Origin of the sequence: Ekhidna lutea, assembly GCF_900188325.1 — a bacterium.
Taxonomy (GTDB): domain Bacteria; phylum Bacteroidota; class Bacteroidia; order Cytophagales; family Cyclobacteriaceae; genus Ekhidna; species Ekhidna lutea.
In genome coordinates this window covers 69994-91968 of sequence record NZ_FZPD01000006.1, presented here as the reverse complement: position 1 = coordinate 91968, position 21975 = coordinate 69994, and the positions used below count along the sequence as shown (strand labels likewise).

The following is a 21975-nucleotide window of genomic DNA, read 5'->3' as shown; positions in this document are numbered from 1 at the left end:
TCATGTGAATAGAAGAGAAAGGCAAGCCATTATGAGGTTTGCTTTTCTAAATATTTGCTATGATGCTTCCTCCAGCGAAACACGTTTCGTATTATCATCCGGATTGCGATCAATCAATTTATTCAATGGGTCTATTCCTGCCGAAGAAGGTTTTTTGTCAACGCTGATTTCCAACGAAGTTTCCTCATTAGTGAATCGATGTTTCCGCATATAAATGAGCTTTTCATCACCGTTCTCATCTTCAGAGTAAATCCCTACATCTATCCAATCATCGATTGCGACTTGCTCGGATCTTCCCAGGCTATCTGACTGCATCTTTTTCGTACTTAAATCAATGCTTACCAGATAATCACTCTCAGAATTTTCAGTAAATGAAGCAGTATTCACTTTGTTTTCATAAAGAATGATCTTATCGAAAAAGTCAGTGATTACATTTTGCAAACTGTCATGCGTAACTTCTCTCAGGTATCCAATCAGATCAATGGTTGTTGCGTAGCGGCCATTTCGTTCGATGGTGCCAGGCCCCCATTTTTCCACTAGTCGACGAAGGGCTACATTGATGCTATCCTCACCTATATAATCCTGAAGTGCGTACATAATATTGGCACCCTTACCGTAGTGAATGTATGATTGATTTTCAGCCAGAGCTAAAGGCATTTCCTTTTTCTGCTCTGTGGTTCTTCCGCGCAAATATCGATTCAGTTCTTCCTTCAGGAATTCCTTCAAATGCTCCTGTGGGTAAGCTTGCTTCATCACCATCAGGGCAGAATACTGAGAAAGTGTCTCTGACAACACGGCACTTCCCTGCACATTGCCAGGGGTTAGCTGGTGTCCCCACCACTGATGTGCCAATTCATGAGCCGTCACAAAATAGGTGACGTCTACATCATCTTCTTCCTCTATTTTCACCATAAACCCGATGGCTTCTGAGAAAGGAACAGTGTTAGCAAATGACTGAGCGAAGGAAGCATACCTTGGAAATTCCAGAATGCGCATCTGACGATACTGATAGGGGCTGAAGTTCTCCGAAAAGTATTTGAAAGAATCTTTCATTCCTTTCATCATACTTTCAAGGTTGTATTCGTGACCTTCATGATAGTATATTTCAAGGTTGATGTCCCGAGTTGTAGAATCTGTCAGATTGATTGTGGTCATATCCCTCACAACTTCGTATCGCGCTGAAACGATATTGAAAAACGGCATCATTGGTTGATCCATTTTGTAATGGAAGTAGCGACGACCATTTTCTTCCCACTCTCTTTGCAGATAACCGGGCGCAACAGCGATCTGGTCCGGCACAGTGCCAACAATGATTTCGAAATCAACACCATGCGAATCATCACTAATGAAGCCTTGTCTTAAACCAATTGGATTATCTCGTTTCATCATTCGATCCTTTGGCTCCAGGTCATTATCTTTTCGATCATCGTCTGTTCCTAATTCATTCCCGGCATTATAGCCAAGACTTGGAAAGCTGCCATTATTCAAGAATGTACCATTAAACACAATGCTCGTATTCGAACCTGATTCTTTGAAACCTTTGGTGTCAAAAACATATTTGAAATCCATGGTAATCGAATCTCCCGGCATCAGCGGATTATCAAGTTTATGGATGTAGTAGCGATATTCATCATAGCTCTCCACAATTGTAGTAGGCCTGCTAAAAGTCACCGTTTCATACGTCAGGTCTTCATCCAGACCAAGCTGCAAATGGATACTATCAATTGGTTGCTCTTCAAAATTTTTGAGTGTGTATGTGCCTTCCATACTGTAATCGCGATCAGACGGATACAACTCAGATTTCACCTTAATTGATGTGATTTTTGGCTGTTTTACAAACTCATATTTTTTAAGCGTACGTTCATAATCAGCTTGTAGTGCTTCTTGATCATCTGAATTTCGATACGTATTTTCAATATTGGTATTGTAGAAAATGTAGCATCCTGACATGACGAATGTTAGGAACGTCGTAATGATGAGCGTTAGAATAGGCCTTGATAATCTCATTTTGCCTATGTGCCATCTCCACTTCATGGCAGCCTCTGATCCTCTTACGGCAAAGACAACAGCCACTCCAAAAAGGAAGATGCTGAATGCAAGCCAGTACAGATCAAACCAGGAGAAGCTTTTTACGAAGTGACCATAGCCGTTCATCTCTGAGTAAGTGCCTAAGCTGGCGCTACCAAATTGGAACAGACTGTGTTCCAGTCCCAGGAGGTCTAGCACTCCTGTGGCAATGAAAAACACAATGACAACCGCATGTCCAAGAAACTTATTGTTGACCATCACCTGGACGAAGAATGCCAGCAGAGAGAATAAAATCACAAAAGAAAAAGTCTCCGTGAATAGCGTATAGAAGTACACGGGCAGGTCAAACTTATAATATCCCTTGGCTGCTTGTATGAGTACTCCTGACCCAATCAGAATTAGATTGAGTATCACAAAGACCAATATCAATCCGATGAACTTACTAACGAGGCTTATAAAGTCAGGCATGGGCAAGGCATCCTGTATCAGGTTGATTTTGACATCACGTTCCCTCCAAACCAGTTCTCCGGAATAGAAAACAAGGATAATAAGGAAGAACAGGCTAAATGAATTGGTTATTAATTCGATCATCAAATAGGTGGTAGGGTAGGTGTAGGTGCCGAATACCCGACCAACGAAAAAGGAATTCACCACCATCAGGAACATACCAAAGACGATGATGGCCTGGAAAGGCACACTTTTAATCACTGACTTGAAGTAAAACCAGGTTTGCTTTCTTAGCTGAAGTAGGTAAGTGCTGAATCCAAAATTGAAGCTTACCGATGGTATAGAAACGCTTGTTTTGGAAGCACTTTCCGCCTTAGCGGCCTTTTTCTTGAACCAAGACTTTCGGACCACATTGAAGCTGAAGGAGAAATACCCAATTATGAGTGTAAGTAATCCTATCCCCATCCACATGAGTCTGTTCCACATCACCACTCCATCAAATGGGACGACCATGCTATTCTGCTCTGCTACCGTCCAATACTGAATTTTGTTTGCAATTGTTCGGATTGCAAATGGATCGATAAGTGCTGCTAAATCCCTGTTGTCAACTTCTCTGGTTAGAATCAGAGCAATTTGATAGACAGCAAAAAGCAAGATCCACTGTACATAAACCGTTACCATTTTTCTGGAAAGTGCACCTGTCACAAAGAATAGCGCACTGGTGAAAAACAGGTTGGCAAGTACGATGGTAATAAAAGGATGGACGTAGTGATAAAAGTTGAATGGGAGCATTTTATCCTTATCCGGATTGAAAAGCTCACCCAACATAAACCCTAGCATCATTCCCCCAAAGACAAACAATACGACGATGAAAGATCCCAGAAACCTGCCCAGCAGATAATCGAATTTTGAAATGGGGGTGGTAAAGAGCATGGACTCTGTATTGTGCTCAAAGTCCCTTAAAACAGCCACTCCCATAATGGCGGAGGTGATCATCATCATGATACCTGAAAGAATCGCCATCATGTTTGCAATTGTAGTAGGAGAGTTTTCTTTAACTAGTCCTGATCCACCACCTACTTGTATGATATCCGTACTCATGGTCAAAACGGCCATGAGGAAGAGAATGGCAAAGTAGATATAGGTCGCCGGTCTCTTTTTACGATACTGAAGTTCGAATTTTAATATTTTAAACCACATGATTTTAAAATTTAGGGTTGTGAATTAGGCCGGTACCGCTTCTTGTTGAGTAGACGATAAAATGTGTGAGAAATACACATCTTCCAGATCTGCTTCCACAGGATCGAACGAACCGTCAGGGTTAGCATCTGAAAGTACATGTATCTCAGGCTTCCCTGCAATCAAACGATCAGAGATGACCGTAAAATCATTTTGGTATTGCTCCAGCTCTGCTTTTTCAATCTTTTTCTTCCAAACCCGACCCTCAACTTCTTCAAGTGCTTTGGCTGGGCTTCCCTGATAGAGCACGGTTCCCAAATTGATGATGGCCATGCTCGTACATAGTTCCTTCACATCATCCACGATGTGGGTGCTCAATATCACAACGGTGTTTTCTCCAAGCTCACTAAGCAGGTTTAAGAATCGATTTCTTTCTGCCGGATCGAGACCAGCTGTAGGCTCATCTACAATAATCAGTTTTGGATTTGAGAGTAAGGCCTGAGCGATCCCGAATCGTTGTTTCATTCCGCCGGAATAGCCACCTAAATTTTTCTTTCTGGACTGCCACAGGTTGGTTTTGTGTAGAAGGCTCTCTACCAGCTCTTTGCGTTCTTTGTTGTTAGACACTCCCTTTAGCACAGCTAAATGATCCAGTAGGACTTCTGCTGATACTTTCGGGTAGACCCCAAACTCCTGAGGTAGGTATCCAAGGATCTTTCGTACTTCATCTTTCTCACGCAATACATCCAGGTCACCAAGCATAATACTGCCAGAGTCCGGTTCTTGTAAGGTGGCGATGGTCCGCATGAGGCTGGATTTGCCTGCACCATTTGGGCCAAGCAGTCCGAACATGCCAGTTGGAATGTCGAGTGATACATCATTAAGTGCCTTTACCCCGTTGGAGTAGGTCTTGGATAGGTTTTTAATCAATAAATTCATTTGGTTGGATTGTTTTTTAATAGATGCACATGGAGGTCAATAGGTATCAATTTATTTCATTTTAGTGTTCCGGGGTTACATGAAATGATAAGTGGTTAATCAGGAGGGTTGTGTGATCAGGGGAACAGATAATTAGCGATTCACTTTCTTCCGCCTTACAGCAATATTCATTTCGTTTCGTGAAGACACGAACCGAGGTGTGGGCGATTCACTTTCTTAATAAATTAAAAAAGCCTTCTGAAATGAATACAGAAGGCTTAATTACTTAGGTTAAGCTTTTCATCAATCTTCAAGGATAATGGCCGGCAAATCGAGTTTCTTATACAAATCGTTGAATGCTCTTAACTCAACATTGATTAGTTCATTCCTGCGATCAGCATACGATTTCCATTCCTGTTTCAGGTCGTCAAAGCGTTCTTTAGCTCCCTGCGTCAACCGTGGATCAGCTACATCAATGAACGATTTCAAGCTCATCAGCTGACTGTTGAGCTTATTCTGGAAGTTGATCACATCCTGAAAAGTCTCTTGCTTTGGTTGGATGAGTTCATTTTTCCAATCTTCTATTTTCTGAACCAGCGCTTTCGCGGTATCCAGCAAGTCCTTGGCTTCCTCCATGTCTTTCAGCCTTTTCTGATAGGCCTGAAGTTGTGACTTTCCTGAACGCATGGTATTCACACTTTCGTGCATGTCACGAACCATGTCCTCAATAGCTGTGAGCATATTTTGCTGAGCATCCCAATCGGTTTTAGCATATTCCTGACCGGGTACTTGCAGGGTATTCACCTGAGTAGTTATGGTGTCTTCAATTGTCAAAAGTCTGATGCTGTAGGTTCCCGGAGCGACTCTTGATCCGGTGTAATCACCAAAAGAGAACACCCCATCCACTGCCGGAAGCGTCTCCCGTTTGAAGTCCCAGGTAAATCGATTGATGCCTTTTTTGACGGGCAATACTTGTGGAGCAGGTGGGCCACCCTGAAACGTCTTATATGATTCATCTTTTTGACTGGAATAGCTTCTGATCACCTGATCACCTTCCAGAATTTCAACTTTCAGCTCAACGCTATCCGGTAATTCCTCACTTAGGAAATAATCAAAAGTCACTCCCGAAGGAGGGTTTTTTCCGGCTTCAAGCGGCGCACTGCCACCCAGGATTCTGTAATGATTTTCTTTGGTGAACACCGCACCGTTTTTCTTTTCTTTTCCTAAGGTTCCCTGAATAGCACTCAAGTCATCCAATATCCAGAATGATCGTCCTGCCGTGGCTGCCACCAGGTCATTTTGACGGATGGTAAGGTCATTGATTGGCACGATGGGTAGGTTTAATTGAAGTTTTGACCAGTTTGCTCCATCGTCCGGTGATACATAAAGTCCGGTTTCAGAGCCTGCATAAAGTAGGCCTTTCACTTTTGGGTCTTCGCGCACCACACGTGGAAAGCCATTCGGATCATCGAATCCGTCCGTGATCTTCGTCCATGATGCACCATAATCCTTGGTTTTGAAAACCAGTGGCGTGAGGTCATTGAATTTATATCGCATCACAGTGATATACGCTGTTGCCGGATCATGCGGTGACACTTCAATTGAGTTGATGATGCCTTCCTGAAGTCCTTTTGGAGTCACGTTGGTCCAGTTTGCTCCTTCATCCTTTGTGATATGCACCAGACCATCATCAGACCCAACCCAAATCACTCCCTTTTCATGTGGAGAGGCGGCTAAGTACATGATCGTGTTGTAATTCTCTCCACCGGCCGCTTCGTTGGTAAATGGTATGCCGCCCGGCCCTTGTTTGGTGGTGTCATTTCTTGTCAGATCAGGAGAAATGGTGTTCCAGGTGAGGCCACCATCCGTAGTTTTGAAAACCACATTACCCGCATGGTAAATGGTATTTGGATCATGCGGAGAGGCCACAATCGGTGCATTCCAGTTAAAGCGATGGCTAAAGTCTTTTGGCATGCCACTCAATCGTTGTTCGAGATACTGCATAATGGGCTTTCCTTCTCCAGTCGATTTTTCCCATCGTTCGATGATTCCCTGATAGCAGCCACCATAGATAACCTCAGGGTTTTTGGGATCAAATGCTAGGTAAGCACTTTCACACCCTGCCACAGAATACCAGTCTTTCCAGCCAATGCCCCAACCATTCGTACGACTTGGAATGGAAATAGCAGAATTGTCCTGCTGACCACCATACACATTGTAGGGAACCAGATCATCGGTGATAACCCGGTAAAACTGAGCGGTTGGTTGATTTTCTTGTGTCGACCAGCTATTGCCTCCATTAAACGAGACATTCGCTCCACCGTCATTGGAGTTGATCATCAGTTGGTTGTTGGTTGGGTTGATCCACAGGTGATGATTGTCCCCATGAGGAACAGAAACATTGGAAAAACTTCTACCACCATCGATGGATTTCATGACAGGCGCATTGAGCACAAAGACCTTATTCTCATCCTGTGGATCGGCAAATACTTCCATGTAATACCACGAACGAGTAATAAGGACACGGTCTTTATTTATCTGCGTCCACTTTTTCCCAGCATCATCGGATCGATATAATCCACTTTTACTTCCTTCAGCTTCGATGATGGCAAAGACTTTTTCCGGGTTCGCTCGTGAAACGGAAATGCCCGCTTTCCCAAACTCTTCAGGCAATCCTTCCTCCATTTTCTCCCAGTTTTCTCCACTATCTACTGACTTGTAAAGTCCCGATCCCGGGCCACCCGATCTTACAGTCCATGGGTACCGCTGATGATCCCACATGGCTGCATAGAGGATACGAGGGTTGGTCATGTCCATGGATAGGGAAGAAGCTCCCGTACGGTTGTCCACGAACAAAACTTTACTCCAATTGCCACCACCATCGATGGATTTGTAAATACCTCGTTCACTCGAAGGACCATACAATGCACCCTGAACAGAAACATAAATGATATCCGGATTGCTAGGGTGGATGACTACATCAGAAATATGCATGGACTTATCCAGCCCCATGTGTTTCCAGGTTTTTCCCGCATCGGTACTTTTGTATACACCATCCCCGCTGGAGGTCATGACTCCTCGTACGGCATGTTCGCCCATTCCTGCATAGATGACATTCGGATCAGATTCTGAAACGGAGATTGCACCAACGGTTCCTGTTTTCAGCTGGCCATCTGAGATGTTTTTCCAGTTGATACCACCATCGGTTGTTTTCCAGATACCACCTCCGGTTGTCCCCATGTAGTAGGTCATGGGATCATTTACCACACCGCATGATGCGACACTTCGTCCCCCCCGGGTCGGTCCAATATTTCGCCATTTGAGCCCCTCATACAGCGAAGCGTCTATTTTATTGGTGTCGTTTGATTTGGTTTTTTTCTTTTGGGCATCTAAGGCCAGGACGGAAAGTACCAGAATGGTTAAAGTCAGGAGTTTCTTCATAATCTAATTAGGTTAGAATTATGAAGATACAAAGAGCTGATCACTTTGCTTTCGGCAAAGTGATCAGCTTCGTTTATGCTTATTTAAACGGTCATTCCTCTTTCAATGCATTGGCAGGATTAGCTACTGCGGCCCTATAGGATTTAGCACTCACAACTGCCCATGTAAGTAATAGAATCAGGATAATGGGTACTATCAATAGATACCATGAAAGCTCTATTCGGTAACTATATCCTTCCAGCCAGGAGCTGAGCCAATAAAATGCGCCCGAGATTCCTATAGCTCCACCAATAATCACCAGACGGGTAAAGTCTTTGATCATCATCCGAAGAAGTGAAGGTACTGTAGCCCCCAGTACTTTTCTTACAGCTATTTCTTTGAATCGTTTTTGCAGAACGAAAGTCGTAAGTGCGAACAGACCTAAGAGTGCAATGATGATCGCCAAAAAGGAAAATGTAGTGAATACCTGACCAAACTTCAATTCGCTCTCGTACTGCTTTTGATAGGAATCATCCAGAAAATGGCCATCAAAAGGATAACCTGGAACATGCTCATTCCATTTTTTCTCTACTTGATTGAGCGTGTTCAGAATATCTGAAGTGTTCACCTTCGCTAAAACATACGCCTGATGAAACATGCCAACCTCTGAATTAATCGGACCGTATCTGTATATCAATGGATCGATCTCACTTTTCAAAGAGGCATAGTTGAAATCTTTCATTACACCAATCACCTGATAGGTGTGACCACCCGGTCTTTGCAATTCTTTGCCTAGCGGATCTTCCCAGCCCAGCTCTTCCACAAGTGATTCATTGATAACGACAGTTGCACTGTCAGAAACTCTGTTATGCTCAAAAAAGCGTCCATTTACAATTTCCAGTCCAAGGACTTTTTCCATGTCCGGAGATGCAAACCCATTATTAGGTGCAATGCGTCTGTTATCTTCATTTGGAACCTGGTACGTCCAGTCACTCGATCCATGGAAAGGAATATGGCTCGATTTGGAAACTACTTCAATGTCTGCAAGTCCTTCCAATTCATTCTTGAAAACATCGTACTTTTCTCCAAGCTGTCTTCCATTGTTTATCACGAGTGTCTGTTCTGTATTGATACCGAGATCCTGAGACTGCATAAACATCACCTGCTTAAAAATGACAGATGTTGCAGCTACAAGGAAGATCGAGATGGCAAATTGAAAAGCTACTAACCCGCTCCGCAAGCCTTTTTTCCCTGCTTGCTGCATTTGACCTCTAAGCGCTTTCAAAGGCGTGAAGTTGGAAATGATATAGGCTGGGTATCCTCCAGCCAATAAACCAACGATAAATAGAATAACGAGTATGGAAATGATATTGGTTAGTGAGAAGAGGTCGGATATTTCAAAAGCCCTGCCAGTAAGCTGATTGAAATAGGGGAGTGAAAAGACGGATATAATCACCGCTAATATGATTGCGAGAAAAGTGATCAGGATCGATTCTATTAAGAACTGTGAAATGATATTTTTTCGATAAGAGCCAAGCGCTTTTCTAATTCCTACTTCTTTGGATCTCACTGCAGATCTGGCTGTAGCCATATTAATGTAATTAACACATGCGATTAGCAGAATGAATAAAGCGACCATTGAAAAGACGACTACATTTTTTTTGTCTCCTCTGGCACCCATTGAAAAATGCGGATTCTCCAGATGGATTTCTCTTAATGGGTGGAGCGTAAATCCGTAGATCCGATCCGGATATTCTTCCACCAGATCTTCGAATGTAGCATGCCCGGAATACGCAATTAATTGTGGACCTACATATTTTTCGTAAAGACTTACCAGCTTATTATTCATTTCCTGACTTGTGATGCCAGGCTGAATTTTAGCATACGTCCAGAAATTGTTTCCTGTCCAGTTTTGATTGGCTGATACATTGTCCCAAACTCGCCCAATAAATTTGAATGGAAAGTGAGTGTTTTTAGGCGGATCCTTCACCACAGCAGTCACCTTCATATTGTTTCCATCAACAACAATGGTTTTTCCTATGGCCGATTCGCCCGGAAAAAATTTCTTAGCTAAGGATTCCGTGAGTACCAAATCCTCGGGCCCATTGATTGCGCTTTCTGGATTTCCACTTACAAACTCCATTTGAAAAACCTTGAAGATGTTTTCATCAGCCCAAGCAGATCCGCCTTGAAAAAAACTTTGGTTACCTATTTGAAAATGAGACTCCCAAAGCCCACTAATTCGAGTTGTAGCTTCCACCTGTGGATATTCCTCCATCATTGTTTTAGCCAGCAGCTCCGGTGTGTATCTTCCACGCTCACCATTTGCTACCCTGTATACACGCTCACCTTCAGGATAAAAGGTATCATAGCTCTGCTCATGAAATACATACATCATAATAAGGAGACATGAGGCAAGGCCTATGGCTAGTCCTGCAATATTTATCCCCGCATAAGACTTCTGTCTGATCAGGGTTCTAATAGCAACTTTTAAATAATTCTTGATCATGGCAAGAGTGGTTAATTGTTCAAAATCTTCTAGTCCTTTTAAATATCTTAATCTGAAAAAGCGAACGGTATTCCATCCAAATCTTCTCCTGGCTTTTCTGGTGGCTCCATCTCGTTCAAAGAGCTCATACAAGTCCCCCTCGATCTGCTCCAGGTATTTTTCTTTGTAGAAAAACTGAAGAAACTTTAGGGCCCATTTTGGTGGAGTATGCTTTTTCATCCGTATCCTAAAATCGTTTTGGGAATTTGGTTGTAAAGCTCATTTCTTGTTTGATGCACATAGGTGATCGCTTTCGAGCCTTCGGCTGTTACTTTAAATAATCGCTTTCTTCTACCACCTCGTTCAGCACTTGCACCTCCCATATAGGAGGAAACAAAATCCTTTTTTTCAAGGCGATCCAGTACTGTGTGGACAGCACTTATGTTAACCTTCCGGCCAATCTGGTTTTGGATTTCATCCATCACCTTGACTCCATATGCTTCTTCATTAAGGATAGCAACGATCATTAGTACTAGTTCCTCTAGTTCCCCCAATTGATATGATTTAATCTTCATCGCACATTTTCGCTTTTCGCGATACTTGTTTCATTCATAAATGTAAATCAAATACAATTGAAAAAAAGAAAGGTTGCATTTTGAAAACATTTTTGTCTCAGTATTCCCTTGCGAACGACAAAGGAATGGGACTTTGGAATTAATTAGAAGATTCCCATGACTCGGCTTCCTGCTAGAAGCCTCCCAAGGGAATAGGGATTGGGATGAATGGATTTTAAGCTTTCGCCCTTGGTCCCAATTCTACCACCTCCAGATTTTTAATTTCTCCCGCTTCCAAATCGAATCTTAGCAAGGTTTTTACTTTATGAAATCCATGCTTACCAGCAGCACCCGGATTCATGAATAGCAGATTATTTTGTTTATCAGGCATTACCTTCAAAATGTGGGAGTGCCCACAAACCAGTAGCTTAGGTTGATATTGTTTCACATAGGATAGCACCTTTTTATTATATTTTGGCGGTTTGCCCGCTATATGTGTGATGAGTACTCTGACACCTTCTCTTTCAAAAATTTCTCCTTCTTTGCATTCCTGTCTTAGTTTGCCACCATCAATATTTCCCCAAACAGCTATCGTAGGTTTGAATTTTTGAAGTTCTTCCAACACTTCCATAGTGCCAATGTCTCCGGCATGCCAGATTTCATCAACCTGTTCAAAGTATTTGAAAATTTTGGGATCAATGTAGCCGTGCGTATCTGAAAGGAGTCCTATTTTCATTTTAAAGATTAGGCGTTAACAAATTTTAACAGCTTCAAAGCTGTTCACTATTGAACTTTTTTTCTTCAGTTTTTAAACTTGCCAGCGATTTTTGAAAGCTAGCAAATATGGCAATAGTAGTAGAGAATCTCACCAAGAAATATGGTGTTCAGAAAGCTGTAAATGATATCTCATTTGAAATAAATACAGGTGAGGTCGTCGGTTTCCTCGGACCGAATGGGGCGGGTAAGAGTACGACAATGAAAATGATCACCTGCTTTATGGCGCCAACCATTGGAGATGTAACCGTTGAAGGTGCCTCTATCTTATCTGAACCGGAAGAGGTAAAACGAAAGATCGGCTATTTACCTGAAAACAATCCCCTGTACCTGGATATGCCAATTGTGGATTACCTGCGATTTAGCGCGGAGATTCAGGGAGTGGAAAAATCGGAAATACCTGCTCGCATAGGTGAGATGATCGAAAAATGTGGTCTGAATGCTGAGAAGCACAAGAATATCCAGGAGCTTTCCAAAGGATACCGACAAAGGGTTGGGTTGGCACAGGCGATGATTCACGATCCGGAGGTGCTCATTTTGGATGAGCCAACTACTGGACTTGACCCTAACCAGATCGTTGAGATAAGGAAATTGATTAAGGAACTTGGCAAGGAAAAAACGGTCATCCTTAGCTCGCATATCCTTTCAGAAGTAGAAGCGACATGTGACCGTATTCTAATCATTAATAAAGGAAGAATTGTTGCAGATGGTACTGCCGAAACTTTACGCCGACAGGCACAGGGACAGGAGTTACTCACTGTACATATTGAAGCTTCCAAAGGAGATATTCAGAAAGAACTGCTGGGATTAAAAACAGTAGAGACCGTATCTGCCATTGAAGGAAAAGAGCATTGGTTTACGGTGCAAAGCAGGCCGGATGCTTCTTCAAGAAAAGAAGTGTTTGATCTCTGTGTGAGCAAGCAATGGTATTTGCTTGAAATGACAGGCATTGAAACTCGCCTGGAGGATGTGTTTAGAAACCTAACCAACTAAAGTGATGAGCAAAGTTTGGATTATAACGAAACGAGAATTGTCGGCCTTTTTTGATTCACTCATAGCCTATGTGATGATTATCCTCTTTCTGGGGCTCAGCGGATCATTTACCTGGTTATTTGGAACAAACATCTTTATGTTGGGGCAGGCCAATCTGGATGTGTTTTACGATGTGGCATACTGGTCTTTGTTCTTTTTTATTCCTGCAATTACGATGCGTATGATAGCAGAGGAAAATAAATCAGGAACCATAGAGTTACTGATCACAAAGGCAATTTCCGATAATCAAATCGTAATAGGTAAGTTTTTAGCTTGCCTGATTCTTGTAGGAATCGCATTGATGTGCACCATTCCTTATTACTTCACCATCAGGCAGCTAGGTAATGTAGATGATGGGGCCGTGCTTGGAGGATATCTGGCCATGATATTTCTTTCAGCCAGTTACATTGGTATCGGTCTTTTTGCCAGCAGCCTCACACAAAATCAAATTGTGGCGTTCCTTTTAGCGCTATTCATAGGCATATTTTTTCACATGCTTTTTGACGTGATCGGATCCGGGTCCACGGGATTTATTGGAGAGGTATTTAGCTATTTAAGCATTCGCACGCATGTTGATTCATTGAGTAGGGGAGTGATCGATAGCAGAGATATCATTTATTTTCTTTCACTCATCCTAATTGGCTTATTGGGAACACAAATCATGTTGTCTAAAAGAAATTGGAAGTAAGATGAAAAAGCAGACGATAATCATACAACTGCTGGTCATAATTGCGATCGTCGTTGTTGGGAATATCTTGTCCAACCAATTATACCTTCGACTGGATTTTACTGAAGATAAGCGATATACATTGAGTGATGCGACTCGGGAGGTTTTAGAAGATTTAGAGGATGTAATTACCGTTACCGCATATTTTTCTGAAGATCTTCCTCCGCAGCTTTTGAGTAATCGCAAAGACTTTGAGGACATGCTCATCGAATACGAGCAGCGATCAGGCGGCAATGTGGTGTATGAGTTTGTAAATCCAAATAAAGACCAGACCAAGGAGCAGGAAGTTCAGCAGAAAGGTATTGGACCTATTATGATCAATGTTAGAGAAAATGACAGGGTAGAGCAGATGCGGGCTTATATGGGTGCGGTGTTGCAAATGGGTGATAAAAAAGAAATCATTCCTTTGATCCAGCCGGGTGCTGCCATGGAATATGAACTGACTACTTCGGTTAAGAAATTGTCAATCTCAGATAAGCCAAAGATAGCCTTACTTCAGGGCCATGGAGAGGTTGGTCTTTCGACTATACCTCAGCTTCGGCAGCAATTGAATGTCCTTTATAATGTCGAGAACTATACCATTTCGGAAGGAGAAATTATCCCATCATATTATCGTGCAGTCATCATTGCAGCGCCAAATGACACCATTCCACAAAGTCATTTTAATAAGTTGGATAACTACTTAAGTAGTGGCGGAAACATTTTTGTGGCATATTCTAATGTTCAGGGTGACCTTCAGCAAGGGATGCTCACAACCTCTCCGGATATTGGCCTAGTGAAATGGCTTGAGGATAAAGGCATAAAGCTTGGTAGCGATTTTGTGATTGATGCAGAGTGCGCTACAATCACCGTAACTCAACGGCAAGGTTACTTTACCATCAATAGCCAAAAAGAATTCCCATTCTTTCCACGAGTGACCAACTTTGCGGATCATCCGATGACCAAAGGCTTGGATGAATTAACATTCACATTTACCTCAAGCGTCGTTCCGATAGCTAATGATTCAACCGTTAGTATTTCATCCATTGCTTCTACATCAGCCAATTCAGGGGTGGAGCGTGCGCCATCATATATTGATATACAAAGACGATGGACTCAAAATGATTTTGGGATGGGTGTGCAGTCTTTGGCAGTTGCTGCCGAAGGAGTCAGTCAGGGGTTTGGAAAAATGGTGGTGGTTGGAAACGGGGATTTCTTCGTAAATGGTGAGGGGCAGCAAGCCAGGCAGGTACAATCGGACCATGTGAATTTTGCTTCCAATGCGATTGACTGGCTGGCAGATGATACCGGGTTAATCGATTTGAGAACCAAAGGAATCACCTCCAGGCCACTGGAAAGCATTGAAGACAGTACCAAAAATGTGCTTAAGTACAGCAATGTGTTTGCTCCGATTTTATTGCTACTTATTTACGCATTCATAAGAAAGCTTCGCAATCAGCGAAAGAAACAAAAATGGATGCAAGGAAATTTCGAATAAATCTATGAGTCGATGAAAACTAAAAATCTGTTAATCATTTTAGGTGTTTTGGTTGTCGGTTTGGCAGTAGTTCAGTTGACAAAACGATCCGGCAAGAGTGATGCATTAGCTGATGAACTGGTTTCCATAGACACGGCTAAAGTATCCAAGGTGGAAGTTGTAACACTTGATGGAACAGTGTCACTAAAAAAATCTGAAAATGGTTGGGAGGTTTCCTTACCGAGTGGAGGGTTTAAGCAAGCTAAATCAAGTGCTATTACTTCATTGCTAACCAACCTGAATACCATAAAGCCTGGTCGACTTGCAGCCAGAAAACAGGATAAGTGGAACGATTATGCAGTTGATTCAACAGGAACCAGAATTCGTATTTTCGAAGGAGATGATTTATCCTCTGATCTGGTGATTGGCCGCTTTGGGATGGAGGGGCAGAGAAGTTACTACACATTTGTTCGGTTGTTTGATGATGAAAATGTATATGTCGCCGATAATTTCATGGGAATATCCGTAGGTAAAGAAGCTGTGGATTATCGAGATGGATTGTTAATGCGTTTGCAAAAAGATTCATTGACGCAAATCAAATTTGATTATCCTGATAGTGCATTCGTCCTTACGAAAGATGAGCATTGGTACCTCAATGATTCAAGGGCTGACAGTGCATCTGTTGAGCAATATTTAAGAGGCTTAAGCTATGTGAATAGTAAAAATTTTTATGACGCAGAATTGCAATCAGATCCTTCACATACGATTACTTATTCTTTTACAAATGCTCCAGAGATCATGGTTAGCGGGAATCTGCAAGATGACACCCATATCATCCAAACCACAGAGAATAGACACGAGGTATTTAATGACAGCACCATTGCTGCGAAGCTATTCAAGGGAAAAAATGCTTTCCTGCCGACATCTGATTAATTTCTTAAATCATTAAATTCGTGAAATGAACCAAGAGAAGGTGTTGTCTCGTTAAAGGTTACAATGAAGATTTTACGAATTTTTTTAAGTACTGTACTTATACTCTTACTAGGTAGCTGGAAGCAGCCAGAAGTTGCTGAAGTTAATTGGCTTACTTTTGAAGAAGCCATTGCCCTGCATGAGCAAAAACCTAAAAAACTCCTTATTGATCTGTATACCGATTGGTGTGGCTGGTGCAAAGTGATGGATCAGAAAACCTACAGCAAGTCAGAGATTGCGAATTACATCAATGAAAATTTTTATCCGGTAAAGTTCAATGCTGAGCAAAAGGAATCGGTAGAGTTTCGTGGACACACATTTAATTTTGTAGCGCAGGGTAGAAGAGGAGTTCACGAACTGGCGGCTGCTCTTACCAGAAACCAGCTAAGCTACCCTACAACTGTTTTCATGGATGAAGAATTGAGAATAATTCAACCAATTGCCGGATACCTTAAGCCGGAACAAATGGAGCCCATTTTGCTATTCATTGGCGGTGATCATTTCAAGACGACATCCTTTGAGGATTTTAAGAAAAATCACAAATCTTCACTCTAATCTGCAACCTTTGATTTTTTTCTGAATCTTTATCTTAAATGGTGCTGAAAAATCAGCAACCCTAATCTCAAACCAAAATAAGATCATGAAGAAATCATTACTAATAACTATGCTTGGAGTCCTTGTAGCAGGGATGACCTTTGCACAATCAGAAGAAACAAGAAGCTTGTCTTCATTTACAGAAATTTCGGCTCATGAGGGAATCGATGTTTACATTAAGCAAGGGAATAAAGAAGAAGCCCGAGTTGTATCAGATAATATTGATCTGGAAGATGTACTCACTGAAGTAAGCGGCGATAGACTTAAAATTCACCTTGAAGGCAATAATCATCGCAATGTAGATGTAAAGGTGTATGTAACTTATAAATCACTAAATGCAATCTCAGCATCTTCTGCAGCATCTCTGGAAAGTGAAGGATCAATTGATGCAGGAGGGAACGACTTTGATGTTGATGTGAGTAGTGCAGGAGATATAAGAGCAGAAATAGAAAATGCAGATGAGGTGACAATAGATGCTTCGAGTGCAGGTGATGCTGAATTGCGTATCGAAGCAAATGAAATTGAAGCTGATGTTTCCAGCGCAGGTGACATAGAAGTTGAAGGCATTGTAAAAAAGCAGGATGTAGAAGTTAGCAGTTCTGGTAATTATGATGGTTATGAACTGGATAGTGATGAAGCTGAAGTAAGTGCTAGCAGTGGCGGCTCAATCAAAGTAAATGTAAGTACCAAACTAGACGCCAGAGCCAGTAGTGGTGGCACCATTAGATACAAAGGATCACCAACTTATTTAGACGCTAATTCAAGCAGTGGTGGATCAGTAAGGAAATCCTAAAATCACTAACAAAACACTTGAAAGCCTGCATACCTTTGTGCAGGCTTTTTTGTTTTCTACCCTATGAATAAATCCATTTTCTTTTTCGCTCTGTGTGTTATTTTTTTTGGTTGTGAAACATCACAGGAGCGAAGAGATCGTTTTTTTAATCTTGGCAATACCGCACTGAATCAAGAAAACTATGATCAGGCTATTCAATACTATGATCAGGCACTAAAGGAAGATCCACAGTATGCTTCAGCGTTGAACAATCGAGGGGTAGCTAAGATTGAATCAGATCACCCGTATGAAGCAATATTGGATTACAATCAAGCCATTCAAATAGAAAAAGATCATTTGGATGCGCGCTTCAATCGTGCATATGCCTATGAAGAAATAGGTCAATTTAAGAACGCCTTGAAGGATGTTCAACACATCCTAACCCTAACTCCGGATTCGGCCTTTGTCTATTTCTATGAAGGGTTGGTTCAAACAAATATGCGTGAATACGAAGATGCATTGTTGAGTTTTCAAATAGCTGACAGTTTGAATCCTTTAAACCCTGAAACGATCATCAATATGGCTACTATTTATCATTTTCTTGAGCAGAATGAAAAGGCAACTGAGCTGGTAAGTCAAGCCTTAAGTTTAGAAGGTGATGATGCTAACGCGTTTAGTCTATTAAGCATGATTGAAGTAGAAAAAGAGAATTATCAATCAGCACTGGCTGAGATTAATCGAGCCTTGGACTTAGCTCCTGGTGAACCCTATTTTTTAAACAATCGCGGGTATATCTATTTGCAAATGGATAGTCTCAATCTCGCCATAACCGATATTAACCGCAGCATTGTACTTTATCCCAAAAATGGATGGGCCTATCGCAACAAAGGTATTTACCTGATGGAGAAAGGAGAAATTTCACAATCCATTGAAATGTTTAATAGAGCCATTAAAAGCGGAGAGTTTATTGATGAGCTATATTATTATTTAGGGAAAGCATACCGTCAACAAGGTAATATGAGTAGCGCATGTAAAGCATGGAGTGATGGTGCCAAGCTCAATGAAAAACCGAGCTTGCAAATGCTAAATCAGTACTGTGACTGATCGGTCTTAAAAAATAGCTGAAGCAGCGATACCAGATGACTAAAAATCAGCACCGGGATAATGAATGTTGGCAATAAGATATATGGAAAAAAGAATACGGCCAGATTTGCCACATTTGATAAAGATGGCGTATAGAAATAGGGCGTGTACCCGATTGCCATTCTCACAAAAATTATCAGCAGCGCCAATGACATTACATTCCAGAAAATTGCACCAATTCGATTTTTAGTTCTGGACCCTACCAAAAATACTGCAGCGAATGGGGCCGAAATTCCAGAAATAATATCAAGGTTTGAACCTTCAAAAGTGACATCCATTGGCATAGCTTTCGAAATAGCCAGCCACCAAAGCACCATTTGAAGTGGAATTCTTACAATATGTATATAATGAAGTGTCGTGATCGGCATTTGGGCTATCAATGCTCTGGATCGTGGTATGATGAAGATAAAGAGGATAGAAGAGAATGCTATGCCTGCAGTGATTGGTATTCTCGGAATTCCTGAGAGGTTTGTGTAAAATCCTTCAAAAACCAACACACACACAATAAAAATCCAACCGACAAGCAGCGTAATGACCAATGCTGATGTTATATTCTTCTTTCCAGGAGTTGCATAACTCACAGCATAATAAATAAAGCCTAGTAGGGCGATAACGATGGCAATAAACGTTCCCGCTACATATCCAGGGACATCTTCCATAAGTTTGATTAGGGTGTATTAGCAATATAATTAAAAAATGAAATCAAACTGTCATGCTTAATTTGCAACGAAATGAATTTCGATGAACTAACCAGATTCTTGGAGAAGCGTGTTCAAAAATCCATGCCGGGAGCGGATGCGCAGTTAAAAATGAAGCCTCGAATGGCAAATGGTGCGCCATTGCGGATGAAACATGCCACTCCACCTCGTAAGGGAGGTGTGCTTATCTTATTATTTCCTGATAATGATGTTGTTAGGTTCGCATTAATCCAACGACCGGATTATGAGGGTATACATGGTGGTCAGATGGCCCTGCCGGGAGGAAGATATGAGGAGGAAGATAAAGATCAAATTCAAACAGCTTTGCGAGAATCTGAAGAAGAAATTGGTGTGGATAAAAGCAAGATTGAAATTATTGGAAGTTTATCTGAATTTTTTGTTGCTGCCAGTAATTACATGGTTTTACCTGTTATCGGTAAGATGAATTTCAAACCTACTTTTGTGCCTGAGCCACGAGAGGTGGATGATATTGTGACACCACCACTAAAAGACCTGATTAATCCATCACGGCTAAAAGAGAAAGAAATAGTGGTAAGAAGCGGATACAAACTAATATGTCCATATTTTGATTTGCAGGGTAGGACTGTCTGGGGAGCTACCGCAATGATGCTTGGTGAGCTAGTGGAGATTCTGAAAGAATTTGAGCAAAGTAGGTAACAAACATTTCATTCATGGATAACCTGATTGTTTGAGTAGAATACCGATCGCTCAGATACTTTTGATGCATGAATATTTTTGAGTATTTGCATGACGATCAATCATCCGATTTTGATGATAGAATAGACGATTTAATGCCGCCCGAAGTGGATGATAATTCAGATAAATTTCTGGGTGAATCTGAGGATTTATTTTACCGACACCTCGACGAATACTAATCCGGAAATTTTCTTAATTCCTACTAATCTATTTACTAGCTTTGCAGTGGCAAACGGGTACGACCAGCTCCTGCTGAATCCCCCAGGACCTGACGGTAGCAAGGGTAGGCGGTCGTAGCGGTGCGATGCTTCGTTTGCCATTTTTTCTTTCCTTCACAATAACCCCTACCAAATGAAGTTTTTCATTGACACAGCAAACCTTGATGAGATCAGAGAGGCGCAAGATTTAGGCGTGCTCGACGGTGTAACCACCAACCCATCCCTAATGGCCAAGGAGGGCATTACAGGCCAAGCAAATGTACTAAAGCATTATAAAGACATTTGCGATATTGTAGATGACAATGTGAGTGCTGAAGTAATCGCTACCGAATATGAAAAGATGGTTGCTGAAGGAAAGGAGTTAGCTAAAATTGACGACAAGATCGTGGTAAAAATACCTATGATCAAAGATGGTGTGAAAGCGATCTCAGCATTAACAGCAGAAGGAATCAGAACCAATTGTACACTGATCTTTAACGCTGGTCAGGCGATACTTGCTGCGAAAGCTGGTGCCAGTTATGTATCCCCTTTTATTGGAAGGTTGGATGATATTTCAATGGATGGTTTAGCCTTAATTGAGCAAATCGTTGGGATATATGATAATTATGGTTTTGAAACCGAAGTGCTGGCTGCATCCATCAGACACAATATGCACCTGATCCAGTGTGCAGAGATTGGAGCTGATGTGGCTACATGCCCACTTGGTGTTATTACCGGATTGCTCAAACATCCTTTGACTGATTCTGGACTTGAGAAATTTTTAGCGGATCATAAAAAATCAAACAAATAAGATAATTCGTAGTTGGTGATGGAAGCTTTAGATTTACTTAATTTAGAAGAAATGTACATCATCAAGGTCAAGGGAAAGGCCAAGATTCCCGATTATATCCAGATTCGTGATCAAAACTTTGTGTTGGTTGCTTATTTCAGAACGGATCGTCCATTGAAAAGAATGGATAAATTTGGCCTTGAGGGCAAGGATGAAGAGTTGAAAAGTCTCATAGCGGAGCTGCCTTATGGTAAGCTCCAAAAGCTTGAATTATAAGTAAGTCAATGTCATTCTCCGAAGAACCAGTTGTACGTGTTTCCAATGCATCTATTTTTCAGGAGGACCATACGGTCTTAAGTGAAATAGATTTCACCATAGATAAAGGCGAGTTTGTTTACCTGATAGGGCGGACTGGTAGTGGTAAGTCTTCACTTCTGAAAACACTTTACGCAGATTTACCATTGAGACTGGGACATGCAGAGGTGGTCGGTTATAATGTCAGCAATATCAAATCAAAAGAAGTACCCTTTCTGAGAAGAAAAATCGGGATCATCTTTCAGGATTTTGAACTTTTTTATGATCGTTCGGTTGCTGAAAATCTCACATTTGTAATGAAAGCTACCGGGTGGAAAGACCCGGCAAAAATGAAAAATAGAATTGCTGAGGTATTAATGCGAGTTGGGCTAGGAGCCATCTCAGCAAAAATGCCACATCAGCTTTCGGGTGGCGAGCAACAAAGAGTAGTGATAGCTCGTGCTATGATCAATGAGCCACAGATTCTTTTTGCAGATGAGCCTACCGGTAACCTTGATCCGGATGTAAGCGATGGAATTCTAAAACTGTTCGAAGAAATCAACAATAGTGGCACTTCTGTTTTGATGGCTACACACAATCATAAGTTCATCGAGAAATTCCCTCACAGGGTGCTCAAATGCGAAAAGGGAAGAGTGTTGGATTCATCTAAAGAAAAATTTGAATTGAGCGGCTGGTACTGAAGATCATTTTAGTCCTTATAAACTCCATTTTTTAAGACGTACCTTTACACTTCACTTGAGATGGAATGTAGAAG

At 41.6% G+C, this 21975-nt stretch carries 19 protein-coding genes; 12 read left to right on the top strand and 7 right to left on the bottom strand.

The features are described from left to right. Positions 1-57: 57 nt before the first annotated feature. The 6 genes from CHB71_RS16895 to CHB71_RS16870 all read right to left on the bottom strand — a co-directional run bounded on the left by CHB71_RS16895 (position 58) and on the right by CHB71_RS16870 (position 11770). Positions 58-3675, bottom strand: coding sequence for a M1 family aminopeptidase (locus CHB71_RS16895; protein WP_089358135.1), 3618 nt, complete (start codon positions 3673-3675; stop codon positions 58-60). Positions 3676-3699: 24 nt separating this feature from the next. Next, entirely contained in the window at positions 3700-4593 is an 894-nt protein-coding gene (locus CHB71_RS16890) for an ABC transporter ATP-binding protein (RefSeq protein ID WP_089358134.1), read from the bottom strand. A 282-nt stretch (positions 4594-4875) separates the two neighbouring features. Further along, positions 4876-8013, bottom strand: a complete 3138-nt coding sequence (locus CHB71_RS16885; protein ID WP_089358133.1) for a WD40/YVTN/BNR-like repeat-containing protein — start codon at positions 8011-8013, stop codon at positions 4876-4878. 91 nt (positions 8014-8104) lie between these two features. Then, complete coding sequence (locus tag CHB71_RS16880; protein ID WP_089358132.1) at positions 8105-10720, bottom strand: ABC transporter permease; 2616 nt, start codon at positions 10718-10720, stop codon at positions 8105-8107. Next, positions 10717-11049, bottom strand: coding sequence for a PadR family transcriptional regulator (locus CHB71_RS16875; RefSeq protein WP_089358282.1), 333 nt, complete (start codon positions 11047-11049; stop codon positions 10717-10719). The genes CHB71_RS16880 and CHB71_RS16875 overlap by 4 nt, the downstream gene beginning before the upstream one ends. A 220-nt stretch (positions 11050-11269) precedes the next feature. Beyond that, positions 11270-11770 (bottom strand): metallophosphoesterase family protein, encoded by a 501-nt coding sequence (locus CHB71_RS16870; RefSeq protein WP_089358131.1) that lies wholly within the window; start codon positions 11768-11770, stop codon positions 11270-11272. A gap of 107 nt (positions 11771-11877) precedes the next feature. Here CHB71_RS16870 and CHB71_RS16865 point away from each other — a divergent pair, with 107 nt between their 5' ends. The 7 genes from CHB71_RS16865 to CHB71_RS16835 all read left to right on the top strand — a co-directional run bounded on the left by CHB71_RS16865 (position 11878) and on the right by CHB71_RS16835 (position 18465). Next, positions 11878-12801, top strand: a complete 924-nt coding sequence (locus CHB71_RS16865) for an ATP-binding cassette domain-containing protein (RefSeq protein ID WP_089358130.1) — start codon at positions 11878-11880, stop codon at positions 12799-12801. A gap of 4 nt (positions 12802-12805) precedes the next feature. After that, the gene (locus tag CHB71_RS16860; protein ID WP_089358129.1) at positions 12806-13528 is read left to right on the top strand and encodes an ABC transporter permease subunit; all 723 of its coding nucleotides are present in this window, start codon (positions 12806-12808) and stop codon (positions 13526-13528) included. A gap of 1 nt (position 13529) precedes the next feature. After that, the gene (locus tag CHB71_RS16855; protein WP_089358128.1) at positions 13530-15044 is read left to right on the top strand and encodes a GldG family protein; all 1515 of its coding nucleotides are present in this window, start codon (positions 13530-13532) and stop codon (positions 15042-15044) included. Positions 15045-15056: 12 nt separating this feature from the next. Further along, the gene (locus CHB71_RS16850; RefSeq protein ID WP_089358127.1) at positions 15057-15956 is read left to right on the top strand and encodes a DUF4340 domain-containing protein; all 900 of its coding nucleotides are present in this window, start codon (positions 15057-15059) and stop codon (positions 15954-15956) included. A 63-nt stretch (positions 15957-16019) separates the two neighbouring features. Further along, a complete protein-coding gene (locus CHB71_RS16845; protein WP_089358126.1) occupies positions 16020-16550 on the top strand; it encodes a thioredoxin family protein in 531 nt (176 codons plus the stop codon). Between the two features lie 85 nt (positions 16551-16635). Further along, positions 16636-17382, top strand: coding sequence for a head GIN domain-containing protein (locus CHB71_RS16840; RefSeq protein ID WP_089358125.1), 747 nt, complete (start codon positions 16636-16638; stop codon positions 17380-17382). A 63-nt stretch (positions 17383-17445) separates the two neighbouring features. Further along, positions 17446-18465: a tetratricopeptide repeat protein gene (locus tag CHB71_RS16835; protein WP_089358124.1), complete on the top strand. Its 1020-nt coding sequence runs from the start codon at positions 17446-17448 to the stop codon at positions 18463-18465. Here CHB71_RS16835 and CHB71_RS16830 read toward each other — a convergent pair. Beyond that, complete coding sequence (locus CHB71_RS16830; protein ID WP_089358123.1) at positions 18450-19163, bottom strand: hypothetical protein; 714 nt, start codon at positions 19161-19163, stop codon at positions 18450-18452. The two genes, CHB71_RS16835 and CHB71_RS16830, sit on opposite strands and share 16 nt — an antisense overlap. 72 nt (positions 19164-19235) lie before the next feature. On the opposite strand from CHB71_RS16830, the gene CHB71_RS16825 reads away from it, so the two are divergent. From CHB71_RS16825 to CHB71_RS16810, 5 genes are all read left to right on the top strand, one after another. Then, positions 19236-19880, top strand: a complete 645-nt coding sequence (locus tag CHB71_RS16825; RefSeq protein ID WP_089358122.1) for an NUDIX hydrolase — start codon at positions 19236-19238, stop codon at positions 19878-19880. A 68-nt stretch (positions 19881-19948) separates the two neighbouring features. Next, positions 19949-20098, top strand: coding sequence for a hypothetical protein (locus CHB71_RS18885; RefSeq protein WP_179213460.1), 150 nt, complete (start codon positions 19949-19951; stop codon positions 20096-20098). A 172-nt stretch (positions 20099-20270) separates the two neighbouring features. Next, positions 20271-20927: a fructose-6-phosphate aldolase gene (gene fsa, locus CHB71_RS16820; RefSeq protein WP_089358121.1), complete on the top strand. Its 657-nt coding sequence runs from the start codon at positions 20271-20273 to the stop codon at positions 20925-20927. A gap of 51 nt (positions 20928-20978) precedes the next feature. Further along, positions 20979-21182, top strand: coding sequence for a fructose-6-phosphate aldolase (locus CHB71_RS16815; protein ID WP_089358281.1), 204 nt, complete (start codon positions 20979-20981; stop codon positions 21180-21182). Positions 21183-21190: 8 nt separating this feature from the next. After that, positions 21191-21901, top strand: coding sequence for a cell division ATP-binding protein FtsE (locus CHB71_RS16810; protein WP_089358120.1), 711 nt, complete (start codon positions 21191-21193; stop codon positions 21899-21901). The last annotated feature ends 74 nt before the right edge of the window (positions 21902-21975 follow it).